Source organism: Nostoc sp. (assembly GCF_036917275.1).
Classification (GTDB): domain Bacteria; phylum Cyanobacteriota; class Cyanobacteriia; order Cyanobacteriales; family Nostocaceae; genus Nostoc.
In genome coordinates, this window is the sequence record NZ_JBALDF010000059.1 from 11,088 (window position 1) to 29,014 (window position 17,927).

Genomic DNA, 17,927 nt, shown 5'->3' on the forward strand with positions numbered 1-17,927 from the left:
TACCAGTACTAGCCCTCAGACTTCTGATACTGTTTGTTTTTTAGCACTACTAATACCAATTCGCAATTGAGAAATTTAGATGCAGCAAAGCAATCCTTGCTTACATCTGTTGCCTTATTTTAGAGAATTGGTATAAATCGCTTATAGACTAATTATTGATACCGATAAAATTGGGAGTTAGAGCTAAATAAGTATCATTTCTTCAGCCTCAAATTTACCCACTTTGAATCTACTCCAGAACTAACTTATGGTAACTACTAATACAATCCGCTTTTCCCAATTCAATGCTTCCCTAAACCGCAGCACCCAAGGTCAATTAGTCACCGATTTGTCAACCCCCGATAATGCTCAGGCAAAAGCTGTTGCGGAAATAATCCAGCGTAAGAACCCGGATGTGCTGCTAATTAATGAGTTTGACTACTCCCAAGAGGCAGTTAAACTATTCCGGCAAAATTATTTAGCCATCAGCCAAAACGGTGCGACTCCCGTTGACTACCCCTACTTTTATATCGCTCCCTCCAACACGGGTATTGCCTCTGGGTTTGACTTGAACAACAACGGCGCAGTAGTTACAACCCCAGGCAAATCAGGATATGGCGATGATGCCTTCGGATTCGGTGATTTTCCTGGTCAATACGGGATGTTGCTGCTGTCCAAATATCCCGTTGACACTGCAAATATTCGCACTTTCCAAAACTTCCTCTGGAAGGATATGCCTAATGCTTTGCTTCCCGATGATCCCACAACACCACAGCCAAATGATTGGTATTCTGACCAGGAACTGAAAGTTCTACGCCTCTCCTCCAAAAGTCATTGGGATGTACCTATCCAGGTGAACGGGGAAACAATTCATGTCCTCGTCAGCCACCCCACACCCCCAACCTTTGATGGCCCGGAAGACCGCAACGGTAAGCGCAACCATGATGAGATCCGCTTTTGGGCAGATTACATAACTCCTGGTAAAGGTGATTACATCTATGATGATACCGGTAAAACGGGCGGTATTGTTGCTGGTTCAGACTTTGTAATTATGGGTGATCAAAATGCTGACCCCGTAGATGGTGACAGTTATGACAATGCTATCCAGCAACTATTGCAAAATCCCAATATTAATACTAATGTCATCCCTACCAGTCTTGGTGGTCCCCAACAAGCAAACTTACAAGCTGGTGCAAACGCTAGCCAAAAAGGTAATCCTAGCTTTGATACTGCTGACTTTGCTGATACAACTCCCGGAAACCTGCGGACTGATTACGTTCTACCCTCCGCTGACCTGACAATTGCCAACTCAGGAATATTTTGGCCGCTGAATACTGACCCGACATTCTCCCCAGTAGGTACTTTTCCCTTCCCCAGTTCTGACCATCGCTTAGTATTCGCAGATGTGCAAACTAGACCAACTCAAGCAGGTAAAACCATTTCTAATCTGGTCTTTGAAAGACAGACTACCTTCGCTACTAGCTTTATTCCTGCTGGTGCGGCGGGAACTGTGAATGGAGTTTCTACTCCATTAGGTGGATTGTCTGGTGTAACTTATGATGCGGTTAACAACCGCTACTACGCTATCTCAGACGATCGCTCCCAAGTTGCACCTGCCCGTTTTTATACCTTCACTGCTGATAGTGGGGTGACTTTTACCAATGTCACGCCCTTAAAAGATACCAACGGCAACTTTTTTGCAACCAACAGTCTTGACCCTGAAGGCATTACTTTAACCAATCATGGGACAGTCTTCATCTCTTCAGAAGGCGAAGTTAATCCTACTGCTGGTCGGGTTACTAATCCCTTTATTAAAGAGTTTTCGCTGACAACGGGGCAAGAAGTACGCTCGCTACTTGTCCCCAGCAAGTTTTTGCCAGTAGTTCAGGATACCAACGGCGATGGGATTATAAATGCAGGTGATACGCAGACATCAGGTGTTTACAATAACCTGGCATTTGAAAGCCTCACGATTACACCTGACCAGAAAACCCTATTTACGGCCACTGAAAACGCCCTGTCCCAAGATGGATTAAAAGCTTCATTCACCAATGGCAGTCCTTCCCGGATTCTGCAATACAATCTGGTAACTGGACAGCCAGAAAAGGAATATCTCTATATCACTGATGCGATCGCCCAAGCGCCCAACCCTAGCACAGGCTCTGCTGACAATGGTTTGGCGGATTTATTGGCAATAGATAATCGTGGTACTTTTCTTGCGTTAGAACGCTCCTTTGTCCAAGGTGTAGGCGACACCATCAAAATTTACGAAGTTTCTTTGCAAGGTGCAACTGACATTAGTTTCTACGATTCTCTAAATAATTTGAGTGCTGAACAACTAGCAGCGATCGCACCCGCTCAAAAGCATCTTTTATTGAATTTAAATGACCTGAATCTGCCTACTGATGCCAATCACCCTACTGGAATAGATAACATTGAAGGTCTTGCCTTCGGCCCCAAACTAGCAGATGGTCGTCAGTCGATTGTGCTGGTGAGTGACAATAACTTTAGTAGCACCCAATATACCCAAATCCTTACCTTGGGTGCAGATTTAGTTCCCACTGCTGCACCTACAGTAGAAACTCGTCCCAATCTGTTTGATGATCCGGCACTCCCGACATCTCAACGGGCTGATGCTGATGACCCTGCCATCTATGTTAATGCCACAAATTCTGCTGATAGTCTAGTATTAACCTCAGTAAAAAATGCTGGACTGCGGGTTTATGACCTGTCTGGTAATTTGTTGCAGACGCTCAATCCCGGTGGTATTCGCTACAACAATATTGACCTGCAATACGGGTTTAAATTAGGCAATCAATCTGTTGATATTGCTGTGGCTAGCGATCGCCAAAATGATAAACTAGCAATCTTCAAAATTAACCCTAACCCTGGCGCTAAGAATAATTATTTGGAAGATATCACCGATAGCAATATTGGCACTATCTTCCAAGCCTCACCTTTTCAACCTCCCTATTCCGCATCAACTCGCAGTTCTTACGGAGTTACCTTATACCGTAGCCCTGTAACTAATGATTACTATGTCTTTACCAGTCGTCGCCAAACTGGAGATATCGCTCAGTTCAAATTGATTGACAAAGGTAATGGCAAAATTGGCGCTGAACTGGTGCGGGAGTTCACCATCCCCTCGCCGACGACAGCAGGGCGTTCTCCCCAAACAGAGGGTATGGTGGTTGACCAAGAAACCGGCTTTCTCTACATAGCCCAAGAAGATGTAGGCATTTGGAAATTCCAGGCAGAACCAAATGGTGGCACAACAGGCAAGCTGATCGATCGCGTCCGTTTTGAGGGTGGTTCTCACATTACCGATGACGCAGAAGGGTTGACCATCTACTACGGCAAAAACGGCACGGGTTATCTGCTAGCATCCAGCCAAGGCGATAGTACTTTTGTTGCCTACACTCGTGAAGGTAACAACGAATATGTGGGTAACTTTGCTATTGGTAACAATGGGTCAATTGACAGTGTACAAGAGTCAGACGGCGCAGATGTAATTAACCTGCCACTGGGGCCTAACTTCCCATTTGGTTTATTTGTTACTCAAGATGGTTCCAATGAACCTGCTAAGACAATCGATGGCGAAAACGTCAACTCTAATTTTAAGCTAGTGCCTTGGGAAAATATAGCCAATGCCTTCCCCAAGTCTCTAAATATTGACACCACAAGTTACGATCCCCGCAATCCTGTTGCTCAACCCAAGCTGACTATCTATGAATTTGAAGACCTACCTAAATTAGGAACAACCTCTAAAGGTCAAGATATTTCCTTGGGTGGTTTCTCCGGGTTGAATTTCCAAGGGTTTGCAGCAAATGGCAACTTGAAATTTGTCACCAATACAGACCGTGGCCCCAATGGAGAATCTAATGGTTCAAACAGACCATTTTTCTTACCCAACTTCCAGCCAGAAGTAGTCAGCTTTGAACTCAACCGCAGCACAGGTGAAATCAACATTACCAACAGAACAGGGCTATTTCGCCAAGATGGGACAACGCCATTAACGGGACTGCCTAATTTGCAAGCAGGGGCAAATGGTACAGCTTATACCGATGAAATTGGCGTGGACTTAGACAACCAACCCCTAGCGAACGATCCTTTGGGTGCAGATTTAGAAGGAATTGTAGTTGCAAAAAATGGAGATTACTGGATGGTAGATGAATACCGTCCGGCAATTTACCACTTTGATGTTAATGGTAAACTGATTGACCGCTTTATTCCCAAAGGAACTGCCACGGCACCCAATCCAGATCAACCTGCTGGAACTTTTGGGACTGAGGTATTGCCAACAGTTTATGCCCAACGCCGCAACAACCGGGGATTTGAAGCTGTAGCGTTGGAAGGTAATAAATTATATGCCTTTATTCAAAGTGCGATCGATAATCCCGATGTCGCTAAAGATGCGACTTCCAAAGCTTCTGTCAACCTGCGAATTCTGGAGTTTGATATTGTCAGCAAGCAAGTGACAGGAGAGTATTTATATCGCTTACAAGGTTTACCAGGAACCGATAAGATTGGTGATGCAGTCTCCTTGGCTAACGGCAAATTTGCGGTAGTTGAGCGAGACGACAACGCTACATCTGCTGGTAATAAACTAATTTACCAAATTGATTTAGCCGGGGCGACCAACATCAACAACCCTGCTAACTTTACCTTGCCAGTTGGTAAGACCATTGAACAACTTACCACTGCTGAGTTAGCTGCTGCTAATATTACCCCTGTCACTAAGAACCTAATCGCTAATGCTGCTCAGTTAGGTTATACCGGAGTAGAAAAATTAGAAGGTTTGGCACTGGTAGCACCCAACACTCTAGCCTTAATTAACGACAATGACTTTAACGTTACGGGTAATACAGCTGCTGAAAAACTCGGCATTCTCGAATTACCCAATAACCTGACAGGTGTACAGCCTACCTTCCCAAACGGTTTCGGTTCTAGTAACAGCGATACTGTCAATCTTGATCCAGGACAATTCTTTAATGCAGGTGACGGAGCAGACTTTGTAGAAGGCACTCAAGGTAACACAATCTTAGCTGGAAACGGTGATGACACAGTACTTGCAGGTAGTAACTCTTCAGTATCCGGGAATGACGGTAACGATCAGATATTTATTGGTCAAAATAGCCCAGTTCAAAATACCAATGTTGATGGCGGCAATGGTAATGATGTTATTACCGTGGTGGAAGCCAGTAGTAGTAATAATTTGTTTGGGGCGGCAGGTGATGATACTCTCACAGTAATTGAAGGTTCTCGTCAATCATTATTCGGTGGCTCAGGCAACGATACCCTTAGTAGTGGCGGTAGCAATAACCGTCTCTACGGTGGTGATGGAGATGACAAACTCTTCTCCAGTGTCAATGATTCGCTATTTGGTGGCGATGGTGATGATGTGCTATTTGCCGGTCAAGGAGGTAGCGATCCCTACGGGGGGCTACGCCAACGCCTCAGTGGTGGTGCTGGTGCTGATCAATTCTGGATTGCTAACGCCATGCCAACTAGCAAGAACATTATTACTGATTTTACAACTGGGATTGATAAAATCGGGCTTGGCGGTGTTGGCGTCACTCAGTTTAGTGCTTTAACCTTATTGCAACAGGGTAGTACGACTCTGGTAAAAACCGGAAATACAGAGTTGGTTTCATTGCTGGGAATTACCTCAACTAGCTTGACTGCAAATGACTTCGTTTTCTCTGCTAGTGTCATGGCTTAGTACAGTTTTACGTAAAAGTGTAGTGTTTATAACGCATCCCGATGCATTGGCATTGTCAGGGGACACATTAACAATGTACCGGGATGCATTGGCATTGTCAGGGGACGCATTAACAATGTACCGGGATGCATTAACATTGTAAGGAGACGCATTAACAATGTATTGCGATACATTGGCATTGTAGGGGGACGCATTAACAATGTATCGGAATGCATTGGCATTGCAAGGGGACGCATTAACATTGTATTGGGATGCATTGGCATTGCAAGGTATTGGAAAATTTAATTCGCTACGAATTAATGAAATATGAACTTTACTTAGATTGTTTGCCTAGCGTCATCCCCAGCGTATTGCCCTACAAGTAACCGTAGAATTGATGCGATCGTTAGTCAATTCAAACTGTAAAAATTAAAGTTCTATCTTTTGATGATTATCAAAAATACTTTGGATCTCAGAGCATAAACATTTAGCGTATAGCAGTCCTAAATCATTCGTGAAAATTGCCAATTGTTGCGACACCCGTTTAGTCCCTCCAAAGTATCGGGGGGTGAATTTTCTTACAACTCATTTAGGATTGCTATCAATACAGTTCAGTTAAGCATTTCTTCTCTATGCGTCTTCTGCGCCTTCTCTGCGAGACGCTGTGGGTTGGCGTTGGCCGAGCCTCTCGTAGAGAAACCTCTCGCAGAGAAGGCGGTTCGTTAAAAAATTGAATTTGATAACAGAGTTTTAGCCTTAAACCAAGCGAATTCGGATTGCTACATCATTTTTATAAATAAAACTTATAAATTTTAATAAATATTATTTTTTGATAAAAGTGGATTTTAATCATTTCTTTTGTTGAATTTATTCTTATCTTAATCTTTTCATGGAAACATCTTTAGTGCCAGCTAAGTTTTCTCATAACTACTATCGATAGATTGAAATTCTAAATCTCAGTCTTCCAAACTCCTGACTCACTAACAGAGATTAGTCGTTGACATTACATTATCAGTTCTCAAGCTTTCAATAGCTCTGAGAAAATACATTTTTTGTAAATGTCTTCTCGGTATTTAGACGAAATTGGACTTAACGGACTTGCCCAAACTATATTTTTGTAATTCTCAAATTTACCCGTAATTCCGGTTTTTTGCGTGAGAACATAAGTTACTTTTCCCACAACTAATGCAATGAGAGAACTTGAATAGCTTTATGACTTACGCACACTCTACGAATTCTTGGCGCTCTTGGCGTCTTGGCGGTTCGATAAATTAAGCTTTTTAGCAATTTTTGCGTAAGTCCTAAGCTTGTGATCCAGTTAAATCAAAATACCCAAAAAACATTCTAATTATGGCAACTAAGTTAGTAGGCTTTGCCTCTTTACCTGCTGATACCTTCAGTGATGGCCCAGCTTCTGGTAAGCAAATCTCAGCCAATGGCAGAACGGGGCCTTTCCCAGGACAGCCAATTCAAGGCTTCAGTGGTGTACAATTCGCTAATAGTAACTCTTTCTACTTCCTGTCAGACAATGGTTACGGTAGCAAAGATAATAGTGCAGATTTTCTACTGCGAATCAATCGTCTAGACCCGAATTTCAAGGGAACAGAGAATGGAGATGGCAGTGTTAAAGTTTTAGATTACATCCAACTGTCTGACCCTAACAATAAGGTTCCTTTCCAAATTGTGAATGAGGGAACTACAGGAAGATTACTGACTGGTGCAGACTTTGATGTAGAGTCATTCGTCTTTGATAAAAACGGGACAATCTGGGTTGGAGACGAGTTTGGCCCCTACCTGCTACATTTTGATGCTACTGGTAAGTTATTAGAGGCTCCCATTGCTACACCTGACCAATTCAAGACTCTAAATGGAGAAGCACCTAAAGTTATTGGTCACAGAGGTGCAGCTGGCTATCGTCCAGAACATACCTTAGAGTCTTATAAGCAAGGAATTGCGAGAGGCGCTGACTTCATTGAACCTGACTTGGTAGTTACAAAAGATGGCGTGTTAATTGCTCGCCATGAGCCTGCTTTAGCAGTTTTGAACGCTGATGGCACTGTCAATTTCAACAATACAACCACAAATGTTTACAAACATCCAGAGTTTGCCGATCGCAAGAAAACAGTAAGTTTAGATGGAAACACAATTACAGGTTGGTTTGCTGAAGACTTCACCTTAGCTGAAATCAAGACTTTACGGGCAGAAGAACGTCTACCTTTCCGAGATCATTCTTTCGATGATCAATTTGAAATTCCTACCTTCACGGAAATCATCAATCTAGTTAAAAATGTAGAAGCGACAACAGGTAAAAAGATTGGTATCTATCCTGAAACTAAGCACCCCACATACTTTGCTCAAGAAGCTACCTATGTAGGCACCACAAACAAAATTCACCGAAACATTAGTCAGCTACTAATCGATACACTCAAGGCAAATAACTTCACTGATCCTAGTCGGATCTTCATCCAGTCCTTTGAAGTGGGTAATCTCAAACAGCTGCATGATAGCATTATGCCTGCGGCAGGCGTGAATATTCCACTTATCCAACTTCTAGATGCAAGTGACATTGACATCAACGGTAAGATTATCGAAAGTCAGCCTTATGACCTGAAGGTTAGTGGTGACACTCGCACTTATGGCGACTTACGAACTCCAAAAGGCTTGGCTGAAGTTGCCACTTATGCTGATGGCATTGGCCCTTGGAAGCGGATGATTGTTAGCGTCAAAGGTACTGATGCTAACAATGATGGTAAAGCCGATGATGTCAATAAGGATGGAGTAGTTGATGATGCCGACAAGACAACATTACCTCCTACTACCTTAATTCAAGATGCTCACAACGCAGGTTTGCAGGTTCACCCCTACACCTTCCGGGCGGAAGATCAATATTTAGCAGCAGATTACAAAGGCAAGCTAGCACTAGAAATTCAGCAGTTCTATCAATTAGGGGTAGATGCGCTATTTACAGACTTTCCAGATATTGGCGATAAAGTACGAGATCAACTCAGAGATGATCCTCAGTATAATGTGGTGCGATCGCCACAAAATCCCGATGTTCTTTCAGGAGATGCCTTTGCTAACTTGGCTAGTTCTAAAGGTTTTGAAGGCGGAGCAATCAACGCCAGTAAAACTAAGCTCTACCTACTGCTAGAAGGGACTGTTCAAGGTGATACTCCTGGCGCTTTGCGGATTAACGAATTTGACATTGCTAGCCACAAATACAGTGATCAACCACGCTATTATAAACTGGACAATCCCTCAAATTCGATTGGGGATTTAGCAGTTATTAATGATAATGAGTACTTAGTCATTGAACGGGATAACAATCAAGGGGCTACGGCTAAATTCAAGAAAATCTACAAAGTAGACCTGTCTAAAACAGATTCTAATGGCTATGTAGCTAAAGAAGAAGTTGCAGACTTGTTAAACATCCAAGACCCCAACGATCTGAATGGGGACGGTAAGACCACCTTCAACTTCCCATTCCAAACCATTGAAAATGTTCTGGTTGTTGACAAAAACACCATTTTGGTAGCTAATGACAACAATTATCCCTTCTCTACAGGTCGTCCTGGCAATGATCCTCAGCATCCAGTAATAGACAACGATGAAATTCTACTGCTGAAGTTGGAAAAGCCCCTTAACCTTGCTCCTGGTTTAGGTCAACCTGAAGCTGAAAAAATTAATTTTGGCTCCACTAGCAGTGATGATATTACCGTTCAGCCAAATCAAACCCTATTCACAGGTGACGGAGCAGACTTTGTAGAGGGTACTAAAGGTAACACGATTGTGACTGGCAAAGGTGATGACACAGTGGTGGTCGGCGGTGACTCCTCAGTGTCCACAGGAGACGGTAACGATCAAGTTTTAATTGGCGCAAATAGCCCTGCTAACAACACTAATGCTAATGGTGGTGCTGGTGATGACCAAGTTACTGTAGTGGAAGCCAATGGTAGTAATAATCTATTTGGGGCAGCAGGTAATGATACTTTGACAGTAGTTGAAGGTACTGGTCAACTGTCCTTTGGTGGCTCAGGTAACGACACCCTCAAAAGTCAAGGTAGCAATAACCGTCTATATGGTGGTTCTGGGGATGACAAACTCTTCTCTAGTGTCAATGACTCGCTATTTGGTGGCGATGGTGATGATGTGCTATTTGCTGGTCAAGGGGGTAGCGATCGCCTGAGTGGTGGTGCTGGTGCTGACCAATTCTGGATTGCTAACGCCAGTCTGCCAACTAGCAAGAACATTGTGACTGATTTTGCGATCGGCATTGATAAAATCGGGCTGGGCGGTGTCGGCGTAACTCAGTTTAGTGCTTTAACGCTGTTGCAACAGGGTAGTAACACTATCGTGAAAACCGGAAATACCGAGTTGGCTTCATTGCTGGGAATTACATCAACCAACCTCACAGCAAATGATTTCGTTTTTTCTTCTAGTGTTGTTTAACCAATAGATGATTACAGCTTAGATTCAAAATTCATTCATTAGTTAAGCTGTAGCGATTTTGTCATGCGAGGGAATATTACTCCCTCGCTTTTTATCTCATATTTCCTACCCAATAAGGATTATGAACAATTTGCATCAAATGAGCGATGCTGCTGTAGCGGTTTTCAATTCAAACCTTAATTCCAGATAGATAATAAAAACTTAAGTCGTGCTGTGCAACACTTCCTATAATAAAATGCATAAACTACCAATATAACGCCATCTTTTTTTATGATTTTTCCCCTACAAGACTATAAATTAACTCAATTAATACAATTGAAGTCACAATTATATAAGTCAAATCTCTTTGTCGTACAAAGGCAAATAGGGAAAATATAACTCGTGCAATTGGTGTGGCAATTAATAGTAATAATCCAAATTGGATGATGCCACGACGACGACCTGATAAAACTGCTGTTTCTACTCCCTCTAAAGAGTTAAAATCTGCGGGTTCTCCCCGAAAAAATTGGTAATTGGCAGGACTAGTACCATAGTGAATCAAATACAAAACTCCACCTACCAAAACTACACTAGTAGCAACAAGTACCCCAAATCTTAACAAGTTGCCAATGAACTGTTCAACTTGATGTTCGCTCCATCTACGTTTGGGTTGAGACATTCTAAATCCCTCCTGTTAAACCTTTGTAAATCATTTCAATTGCCAGCGCTAGAATGACGAGACTGAAGATATTTTGCAACAACTCAATCCTTGCTCTTACTAGTACTTTTGCGCCTAACAAAGCACCAAGTAGTACACCCAACATTACTGGCATTGCCAATCCTGGATCGATGTAACCCCGTTTTAAGTACACTCCAGCGCTAGCTGCGGCCGTTACGCCAATCATAAAATTGCTAGTGGTGGTAGAAACCTTAAATGGAATACGCATCGCTCGATCCATTGCCAGCACTTTCACAGCTCCTGAACCAATGCCGAGTAATCCTGAAAGTATCCCAGCAATAAACATTAATCCAAATCCAACTTACTGCACGCACATTGTAAGATTGCAGTCCGGTTTGAGTTGGGTAACTACCGTTGAGTTGGAGAGAAGTTGCTAAAGGATCTGGGGGTTCGCCGTCAACGTGTTCAACGCGGGGTTGACGCGACAGGTAAGCACTATAAATTAGAACGATACCAAGAACGATCGCGATCGCTCTAGTAGAAACCATCCCCGCCACAATTGCCCCAACTAATGCCCCTGCTGTCGTCGCTATTTCCAAGAACATCCCCAACCGCAGATTAGTGAAACCTTGCTTAACATAAGCAGATGCAGCCCCGCTAGAAGTAGCAATCACAGATACCAGTGAAGCGCCAACAGCATAGCGAATATCAACCCCAAACGCCAAAGTTAACATTGGCACAATTACTACTCCACCCCCTAACCCAGTTAGTGAACCGAGAAAACCTGCGGTTAAGGAACTAAGCCATACTAGTAAAGAAAATTCTAAAATATTCACGTCAGTTTTATATTACTTGAGTTGCTATTGAGGTACTGAGTTATAAAGCCGAATCGCCTACGTTTGCAAATATTACAGAATGCACGCACAAAACAGCACGAAAGATGTCTTAAGTAAATCAGTAGAGCGATTGAGGTAAATCAAGTCCGTTCGATGGATGTGCTTGGTGCTATCTGACGTGAGATTATTAGTTTAAAAGTTTTTAATTCAAAAGTTGTAGAGCATTTATGATCAAAATGCCAATCGTTCGCCAGATTCTGTTAGACTCAGATGCCGGATTGCTACCATATTTAAGTCAGCAACTACAAACACAAAGCTTTTCAGATTTTAAAGCTGAGTTTGGTTTTCATGTAGACGAATATTGCACGCAAGTAGTCTCTAATGAGAATTTATTAGAAATACAAACGGTACTTTTGTTGACTCTCAACTTAGCGATTGTTATAGATAGCCAAACTCCTTTAGATGAGGCAACGTCACACGCTTTAGAGTTTCAAGAATTGCTAGATACACAAATTATCATTTGGAGCCAAAACAATGAAAAATTATTCAAACCAATTTCAGAAATTAAAGGGACGCTCAGTAAGTTGTCAGAAATACCTTACCACGGAGGATATCTTCCAGGTTTTGAAATTAGGAGCCAATTTTCTCTAACTTACAGTGCTGGAACATTACAGCACTCTAAGTCAAATGAGTTAACAAAGGAGTCTAAATCAAATTAATAAATCGAGTTGATGGATTCCCCAAAATATTTTGAGCATACAAAGATGTACTATCCTTGACCTTGTGAAGGCGAACCGCCTGAATCCAAATAAAACTTCTATACGATGCTATGGATGAAAGACTTAGCTTTCAGGCATATTTGTTACTAGCGCACAACTAATAGAATCACACCAAGGGAAGTAGCACTAATAAATATCCACAGCAGCACTCCTTGAAGCATCGGTTTCCAACCAACTGCTTTCAACATCCTCTGAGATAGCCCTGCACCAATTAAAAACAGCGTTAACGTCAAACCCGTTTCTGAAATGTGTGTCACCACTGGCGACCAAGAAGCAACTTCTGGTATAAAAGTCCGCACTACAGAAGCAAGGATAAACAAGCCAATAAACCAGGGTACTTGGGGTTTATGGATTATATCGCCCGATTTTGCCTGTTGACGCTGAAATATATAGCTGGCTGCTGCTGAAATAGGTACAATCCACAATCCGCGGGAAAGTTTAACTGCTGTGGCTGTGTATAGCGCACTCTGACCATAATGTGATGCTGCACCAACCACACTAGAAATGTCGTGAATTGCTACACCTGACCACGTTCCAAATTGTGCTTGGGTCAAGTGCAGTACGTGTCCCAGAGGTGGAAATACGAATAAAGCAACGGCGTTGAGGACAAATACTGTGCCCATTGCTACGGAAATCTCGCTTTCTGCGGCGTTAATTACTGAACTAACAGCGGCGATCGCACTTCCGCCACAAATAGCTGTTCCGGCTGAAATTAAGGCAGAGGCTTTGATGGGAATCTTCAACCATTTCCCTAGAAAATAGCCGAGAATGAAGGTTGCACTGATGCTACCAACAGCAAACAAAGCACCGCTTGCACCTGCCTTTAGCACAACTGCTAAATTCATTCCAAAGCCCAGCATAATTACGGATGCTTCTAGTAAATATTTAGCGGCTGGGCGACTAATCCGATCAAATGGGTTCTCGTGAGTTAGTGCTAAAAGAATCCCCAACATCAGCGCGATTGGTGGTGAAGCCCAAGGAGTCAGACAAAATCCAGCCGCTAAGAGAAATACAATTTTTCGATACAGCAGTTTTTGTTCTGAACTGAGTTGCGGTATCTGCAATCTCTTGTTCTTTCTAATATCTTGTTTCATATCAACCTCGTATTTAGGGTTGATATAACTCTAAGTGGTTGAAACAATAGAAGCAAACGTTCTTAACTATGCGTATGATAGGTTTAAGCTATTAACACTTGACATGAAAGTTACTCAAAGTTTGAAGGTGAAGAAAACTAAACTACAGTTCTTGCATATATGCGTAATTCCTCTATCACCTTCAAATGCACCTAGAATTCTTCTCAATGTTCGAGTATGCAACAGTTTCAAGTGAGTTAGAGAGCCAAAAAGCATAATTTCATTCCTTGACAAATTAGTAAAGACTTTGGTATTTTAGAAATGGTGATGAAACTCGCCTTCTGGCACAACCAGAAAACCGCCCCCTTGGCTGATAGTTTCTAGTTCAATACTGCAATTAACCTGCTGTCAAAAAGTAGGTGGTAAGAACTAGGAATTATTAGTCAAATTGGAGTAAATAAAATGGGGGTAATTTTTTTTACAACATTTAAAGTAAACTTCAGAACTATCAAAATTCGATTATTAGAAACCATCGAAATAGTTTTAATTTGGGCTGCTTGGTTAACAAGAATAATTGAAGTGAGCGCAGAATGCCCTTTCTATAGCAGTAAAATAGCTGCTGATTCAGCGAATCCCAGCCATATTTTGCAAGCATACCTACTAGCTGCACTTAAAGATTTCAGTGTTACCAAACTCAGAGTAGCAGAATTTAACGAAAGTCAGTCAATAGTCTCTATTGCTACTCAAGAAGCTAAATTCTTTAACATCAATACATATACAGATTTGTTTGTTGCAGTCAGTAATAAGCTTTATGTCATCTTAAAAAAGCTCAAATTGATGGAATTATCGCTAGGTATTAAGTAAAAAGATGAAGATAATCTCCAGAAAAGCAGATTTGAGATTCTCAACAACTTTCATCTGAATTTTCATACAAACTAGCGATTATCAGCAATTTAAATATGCATAAATTACGCCAGTTAGAGCAGTTAATTGCCTTACCTCAACTTAGCAAGTGGTTAATTATCTCCTTTGTAGTTGGTATTCTTTCCGGCATAGGTTCTGCCGCTCTGTTAGTATCTTTGGAATGGGCAACCGATTGGCGAGAATCTCATCTTTGGATAATTGCATTATTACCGCTAGGCGGCTTCTTAAGTGGTTGGATTTATCATCGGTTTGGCAAACGGGTAGAGGCAGGAAACAATCTTTTACTTGAAGAAATTCATGAACCCAAAGATATTATTCCTTTACGGATGGCTCCTTTAGTTTTGCTAGGGACAGACTTAACTCATCTATTTGGAGGTTCAGCAGGTCGTGAAGGTACAGCCTTACAAATAGCTGCTTCACTCGCGGATAGGTTAACAAAGATATTCTACTTAAAACACGCTGACCGACGAATTTTATTAATGGCTGGTTTGAGTGGAGGATTTGCTTCAGTTTTCGGGACTCCCTTAGCTGGAACTGTCTTTGGTTTAGAAGTTTTAGCTATTGGTAAAATTCAACATGATGCACTTTTCCCCTGTTTAGTTGCAGCAGTTGTAGGCGATCGCGTTACCTTAATGTTGGGTTTGCATCATACGGCCTACCGCCATGCACCTGTTGTGCCAACAGTCACCTTCATGGGGCTGATTTCGGCAATTGTCGCTGGCGCAATCTTTGGAATTGTGGCAATGATTTTTGCCAAGCTGACTCACAAAATCAGCCACATTTTTAAAGAAAAAATCTCCTACCCTCCTTTACGTCCTGCGATCGGTGGTGCGATTGTAGCATTAGCTGTTTGGGCAGTCGGAACTACAAAATACATTGGACTGGGTATTCCGACAATAGTTGATGCTTTTAATACCCAGTTACCACCTTGGGATTTTGCTGCCAAAATAGCTTTCACTGCTTTGACTTTAGGGGCAGGTTTTAAAGGAGGAGAAGTAACCCCCCTATTTTTTATTGGTGCAACATTAGGCAATGCTTTGTCTTTAATATTAGCGCTCCCAGCACCACTACTTGCAGGAATGGGATTTGTTGCTGTCTTTGGTGGAGCAGCAAATACACCAATAGCTTCAACTTTAATGGGAATTGAACTCTTTGGTTTAGAATCTGGAGTCTTTGTTGGTATTGCTTGTGTAGCAAGCTATATTTTTTCTGGTCATGCTGGCATCTATAATGCACAACGCATTGGCTCAGGCAAATACCATTTTATGCCTGTGCAAGAAGGGCAAATGGCAACCCAAGCCTTAGAAACTGCTCAGACTGCGGAAAAAAAGATTGAAAAACAAATTCATTTGTTTAACGACCTGCATTCTTGGGGATTTGTACGTCAAGGAGAAGAAATTGAAATGCAGAATTTGACAGTTTTGCGTTTATATTTTCACTCTGGCTCTCGCGTACCTAAAAAAATATTTTTGGGAAAATTAACAGCACCATCTTTAACTTATTATTTAGCTGCTCGTGCTAAATATTTTGGCATTGAACAAGTCATAGTACATCGTATTTCAATGGGATTTTTAAAAGGAGATGCTTTGCACCACGACCATCATGAATTTCCTCATCACAAACTCCCGCAATGTCTAGAATTAATTGACCGAGAGGATAAGCTGCGACGTTTTTTAGATGAACATACGGATGAACTCAAACAAGTAAGAGTTGTTTTATTAAGATGCGAGGAATTATTACCATGATTACTTTAGAGCAACTGACAATTTATATTGATGAGTCAGATATTTGGCGTGGAAAGCCTATTTCTACCGCGCTAGTAGAAGAAGCCACTTAAAGAAATTCGCAATTAATAAATTCAGATTGCATTTAGCTTTGGTGGTTTTAATCTGTTGCCGACAGAACTTAACCATTGACAAATTGAGCAATAAATGGAGTAGTAAAAAATGTGCGATCGCTAGCTCTCTGAGGACTTGAAAGACGGATAATTTATGTTGTCTCTATAAGCGGGTTCAGATTATCAGAGCCACTATTAAGCCATCTACAGCAAAGTATGACCTCAACACTTATACTTTGTTTTTACTGGTAGAATCAAAGTATCCAGGCTGCACACGTTTGGCAGACATTATAGAAGATTTGTCTCATGATAGCGTAGGCGTTTAAGGTTATATGCGGCGGGTAATTGGGACCGTTCTGTCGCTCGCGCACGGCGTTGTTTCGAGTCAAACTTTCTCCTAAATTTGATTAGTGAAGTTCGAGTGGGATGAAAATAAGATATGTTGATACAAAATAAACAAATTGCTATAGTTGGTGGCGGTCCTGGCGGACTAACCTTAGCACGACTTTTACAATTGAAAGGTGCAAACGTAAAAGTATATGAACGAGATTTTAATAAAGAGGCTCGGATGATAGGCTCGCCGCTTGATATGCATGAAGAGTCGGGAATGGAGGCTTTACGCAAAGCAAATTTAGTAGGCGAGTTTAAAAAGAATTTTCGTCCCGGTGCAGATAAGATGCTTATATTTAATGAACGGGCAAAAATCTTTTTCAGTGACCACGAAACCAAGCCTGATGAAGATTTTGGCAGTGAACATTTTCGCCCTGAAATTGATCGTGGTCCATTAAGAAATATATTGCTGGAATCTTTACAACTGGAAACGGTTGTGTGGGACAGTCATTTTATTTCAATGGAAAAGCAAAACGAGGGTTGGTTGCTGCATTTCAAAAATGGTTCATCTTATTATGCAGATATTATCATTGCTGCTGATGGCACCAATTCTAAAATCCGTCCATACATCACCAATATCAAAGCTTTTTATTCAGGCATTACAATGCTTGAAGGCAATGTTTATAATGCAGAAAAAGCAACGCCTTATATTTATGCATTGCTGAATGGCGGAAAAATTATGGCTTTCGGAAACACAAAGAATTTATTAATGGGTCTGAAAGGCAGCGGAGATTTAACTTTTTACGCAAGTTTCAAAATAGATGAAAACTGGGCATCATATAGCGGCTTGGATTATTCTAATAAAACACAAATGCTGGCATGGTTTAAAGAAGAATATTGCGAATGGAGCGATATCTGGTGCGAACTGTTTGAAAATGCGGCAACACCTTTTATTCCGCGTCCTATTTATTGTATGCCTTTGAATCAAACATGGGAAGCCCTGCCCAACTTAACTATGCTCGGCGACGCCGCCCATGTCATGCCGCCCTTTGCAGGAGAAGGCGCAAACATGGCTATGTTTGATGCTTTGGAATTGAGCGAGTGTTTGTGCAACGAAAATTTTAGTGATATACAAACTGCCATTGCTTCTTACGAAAACCAAATGCGAAAAAGAGCGGCAGAGGCAGCGCAAGAGTCTTTAGAAAATGGAGAACGGATGCACAGCACAGACTCGCTCGAAAAAATGCTGGCGTTTTTTGGCGGAAAGTAATTTTCAATTCTGAAAAAGAAAGGAGTTTGGATTTGCATTTTATTCAGGAAGACATCATCGTGCTGTGAAACAAGTTTGAAAGTAGAGTCTT

General features: G+C 41.7%; 8 protein-coding genes, 2 pseudogenes and 1 riboswitch. Of the genes and pseudogenes, 7 read left to right on the top strand and 3 right to left on the bottom strand.

The window, feature by feature from the left end:
- Nucleotides 1-247: 247 nt before the first annotated feature.
- A complete protein-coding gene (locus tag V7K35_RS22445) occupies nt 248-5,701 on the top strand; it encodes a phytase (protein ID WP_335081750.1) in 5,454 nt (1,817 codons plus the stop codon).
- Between the two features lie 1,326 nt (nt 5,702-7,027).
- Nucleotides 7,028-10,129 carry an esterase-like activity of phytase family protein gene (locus tag V7K35_RS22450; RefSeq protein ID WP_335082028.1) on the top strand — a complete coding sequence of 1,034 codons (3,102 nt, stop codon included), beginning with the start codon at nt 7,028-7,030 and terminating at the stop codon, nt 10,127-10,129.
- Nucleotides 10,130-10,397: 268 nt separating this feature from the next.
- On the opposite strand, the gene V7K35_RS22455 is transcribed toward V7K35_RS22450, so the two are convergent.
- Nucleotides 10,398-10,787 (bottom strand): DUF1634 domain-containing protein, encoded by a 390-nt coding sequence (locus V7K35_RS22455; RefSeq protein ID WP_335081752.1) that lies wholly within the window; start codon nt 10,785-10,787, stop codon nt 10,398-10,400.
- 1 nt (nt 10,788) lies between these two features.
- Nucleotides 10,789-11,623, bottom strand: a pseudogene (locus V7K35_RS22460) (sulfite exporter TauE/SafE family protein).
- 236 nt (nt 11,624-11,859) lie between these two features.
- Here V7K35_RS22460 and V7K35_RS22465 point away from each other — a divergent pair.
- Nucleotides 11,860-12,342 carry a hypothetical protein gene (locus V7K35_RS22465; RefSeq protein ID WP_335081755.1) on the top strand — a complete coding sequence of 161 codons (483 nt, stop codon included), beginning with the start codon at nt 11,860-11,862 and terminating at the stop codon, nt 12,340-12,342.
- A 146-nt stretch (nt 12,343-12,488) separates the two neighbouring features.
- Here the strand turns inward: V7K35_RS22465 and V7K35_RS22470 are convergent, their stop codons facing one another.
- Nucleotides 12,489-13,496 carry a YeiH family protein gene (locus tag V7K35_RS22470; protein WP_335081757.1) on the bottom strand — a complete coding sequence of 336 codons (1,008 nt, stop codon included), beginning with the start codon at nt 13,494-13,496 and terminating at the stop codon, nt 12,489-12,491.
- A 293-nt stretch (nt 13,497-13,789) separates the two neighbouring features.
- Nucleotides 13,790-13,865: riboswitch (Fluoride riboswitch) on the top strand.
- A gap of 72 nt (nt 13,866-13,937) precedes the next feature.
- Between V7K35_RS22470 and V7K35_RS22475 the strand changes: the two genes are divergently transcribed.
- From V7K35_RS22475 to V7K35_RS22485, 4 genes and pseudogenes are all read left to right on the top strand, one after another.
- Nucleotides 13,938-14,339 carry a hypothetical protein gene (locus V7K35_RS22475; protein WP_335081760.1) on the top strand — a complete coding sequence of 134 codons (402 nt, stop codon included), beginning with the start codon at nt 13,938-13,940 and terminating at the stop codon, nt 14,337-14,339.
- 95 nt (nt 14,340-14,434) lie between these two features.
- Nucleotides 14,435-16,144 (top strand): voltage-gated chloride channel family protein, encoded by a 1,710-nt coding sequence (locus V7K35_RS22480; RefSeq protein ID WP_335081763.1) that lies wholly within the window; start codon nt 14,435-14,437, stop codon nt 16,142-16,144.
- Between the two features lie 274 nt (nt 16,145-16,418).
- Nucleotides 16,419-16,553, top strand: a pseudogene (locus V7K35_RS29790) (IS701 family transposase); the annotation flags it as partial.
- A 122-nt stretch (nt 16,554-16,675) separates the two neighbouring features.
- A complete protein-coding gene (locus V7K35_RS22485) occupies nt 16,676-17,836 on the top strand; it encodes an FAD-dependent oxidoreductase (RefSeq protein ID WP_335081765.1) in 1,161 nt (386 codons plus the stop codon).
- Nucleotides 17,837-17,927: the final 91 nt, after the last annotated feature.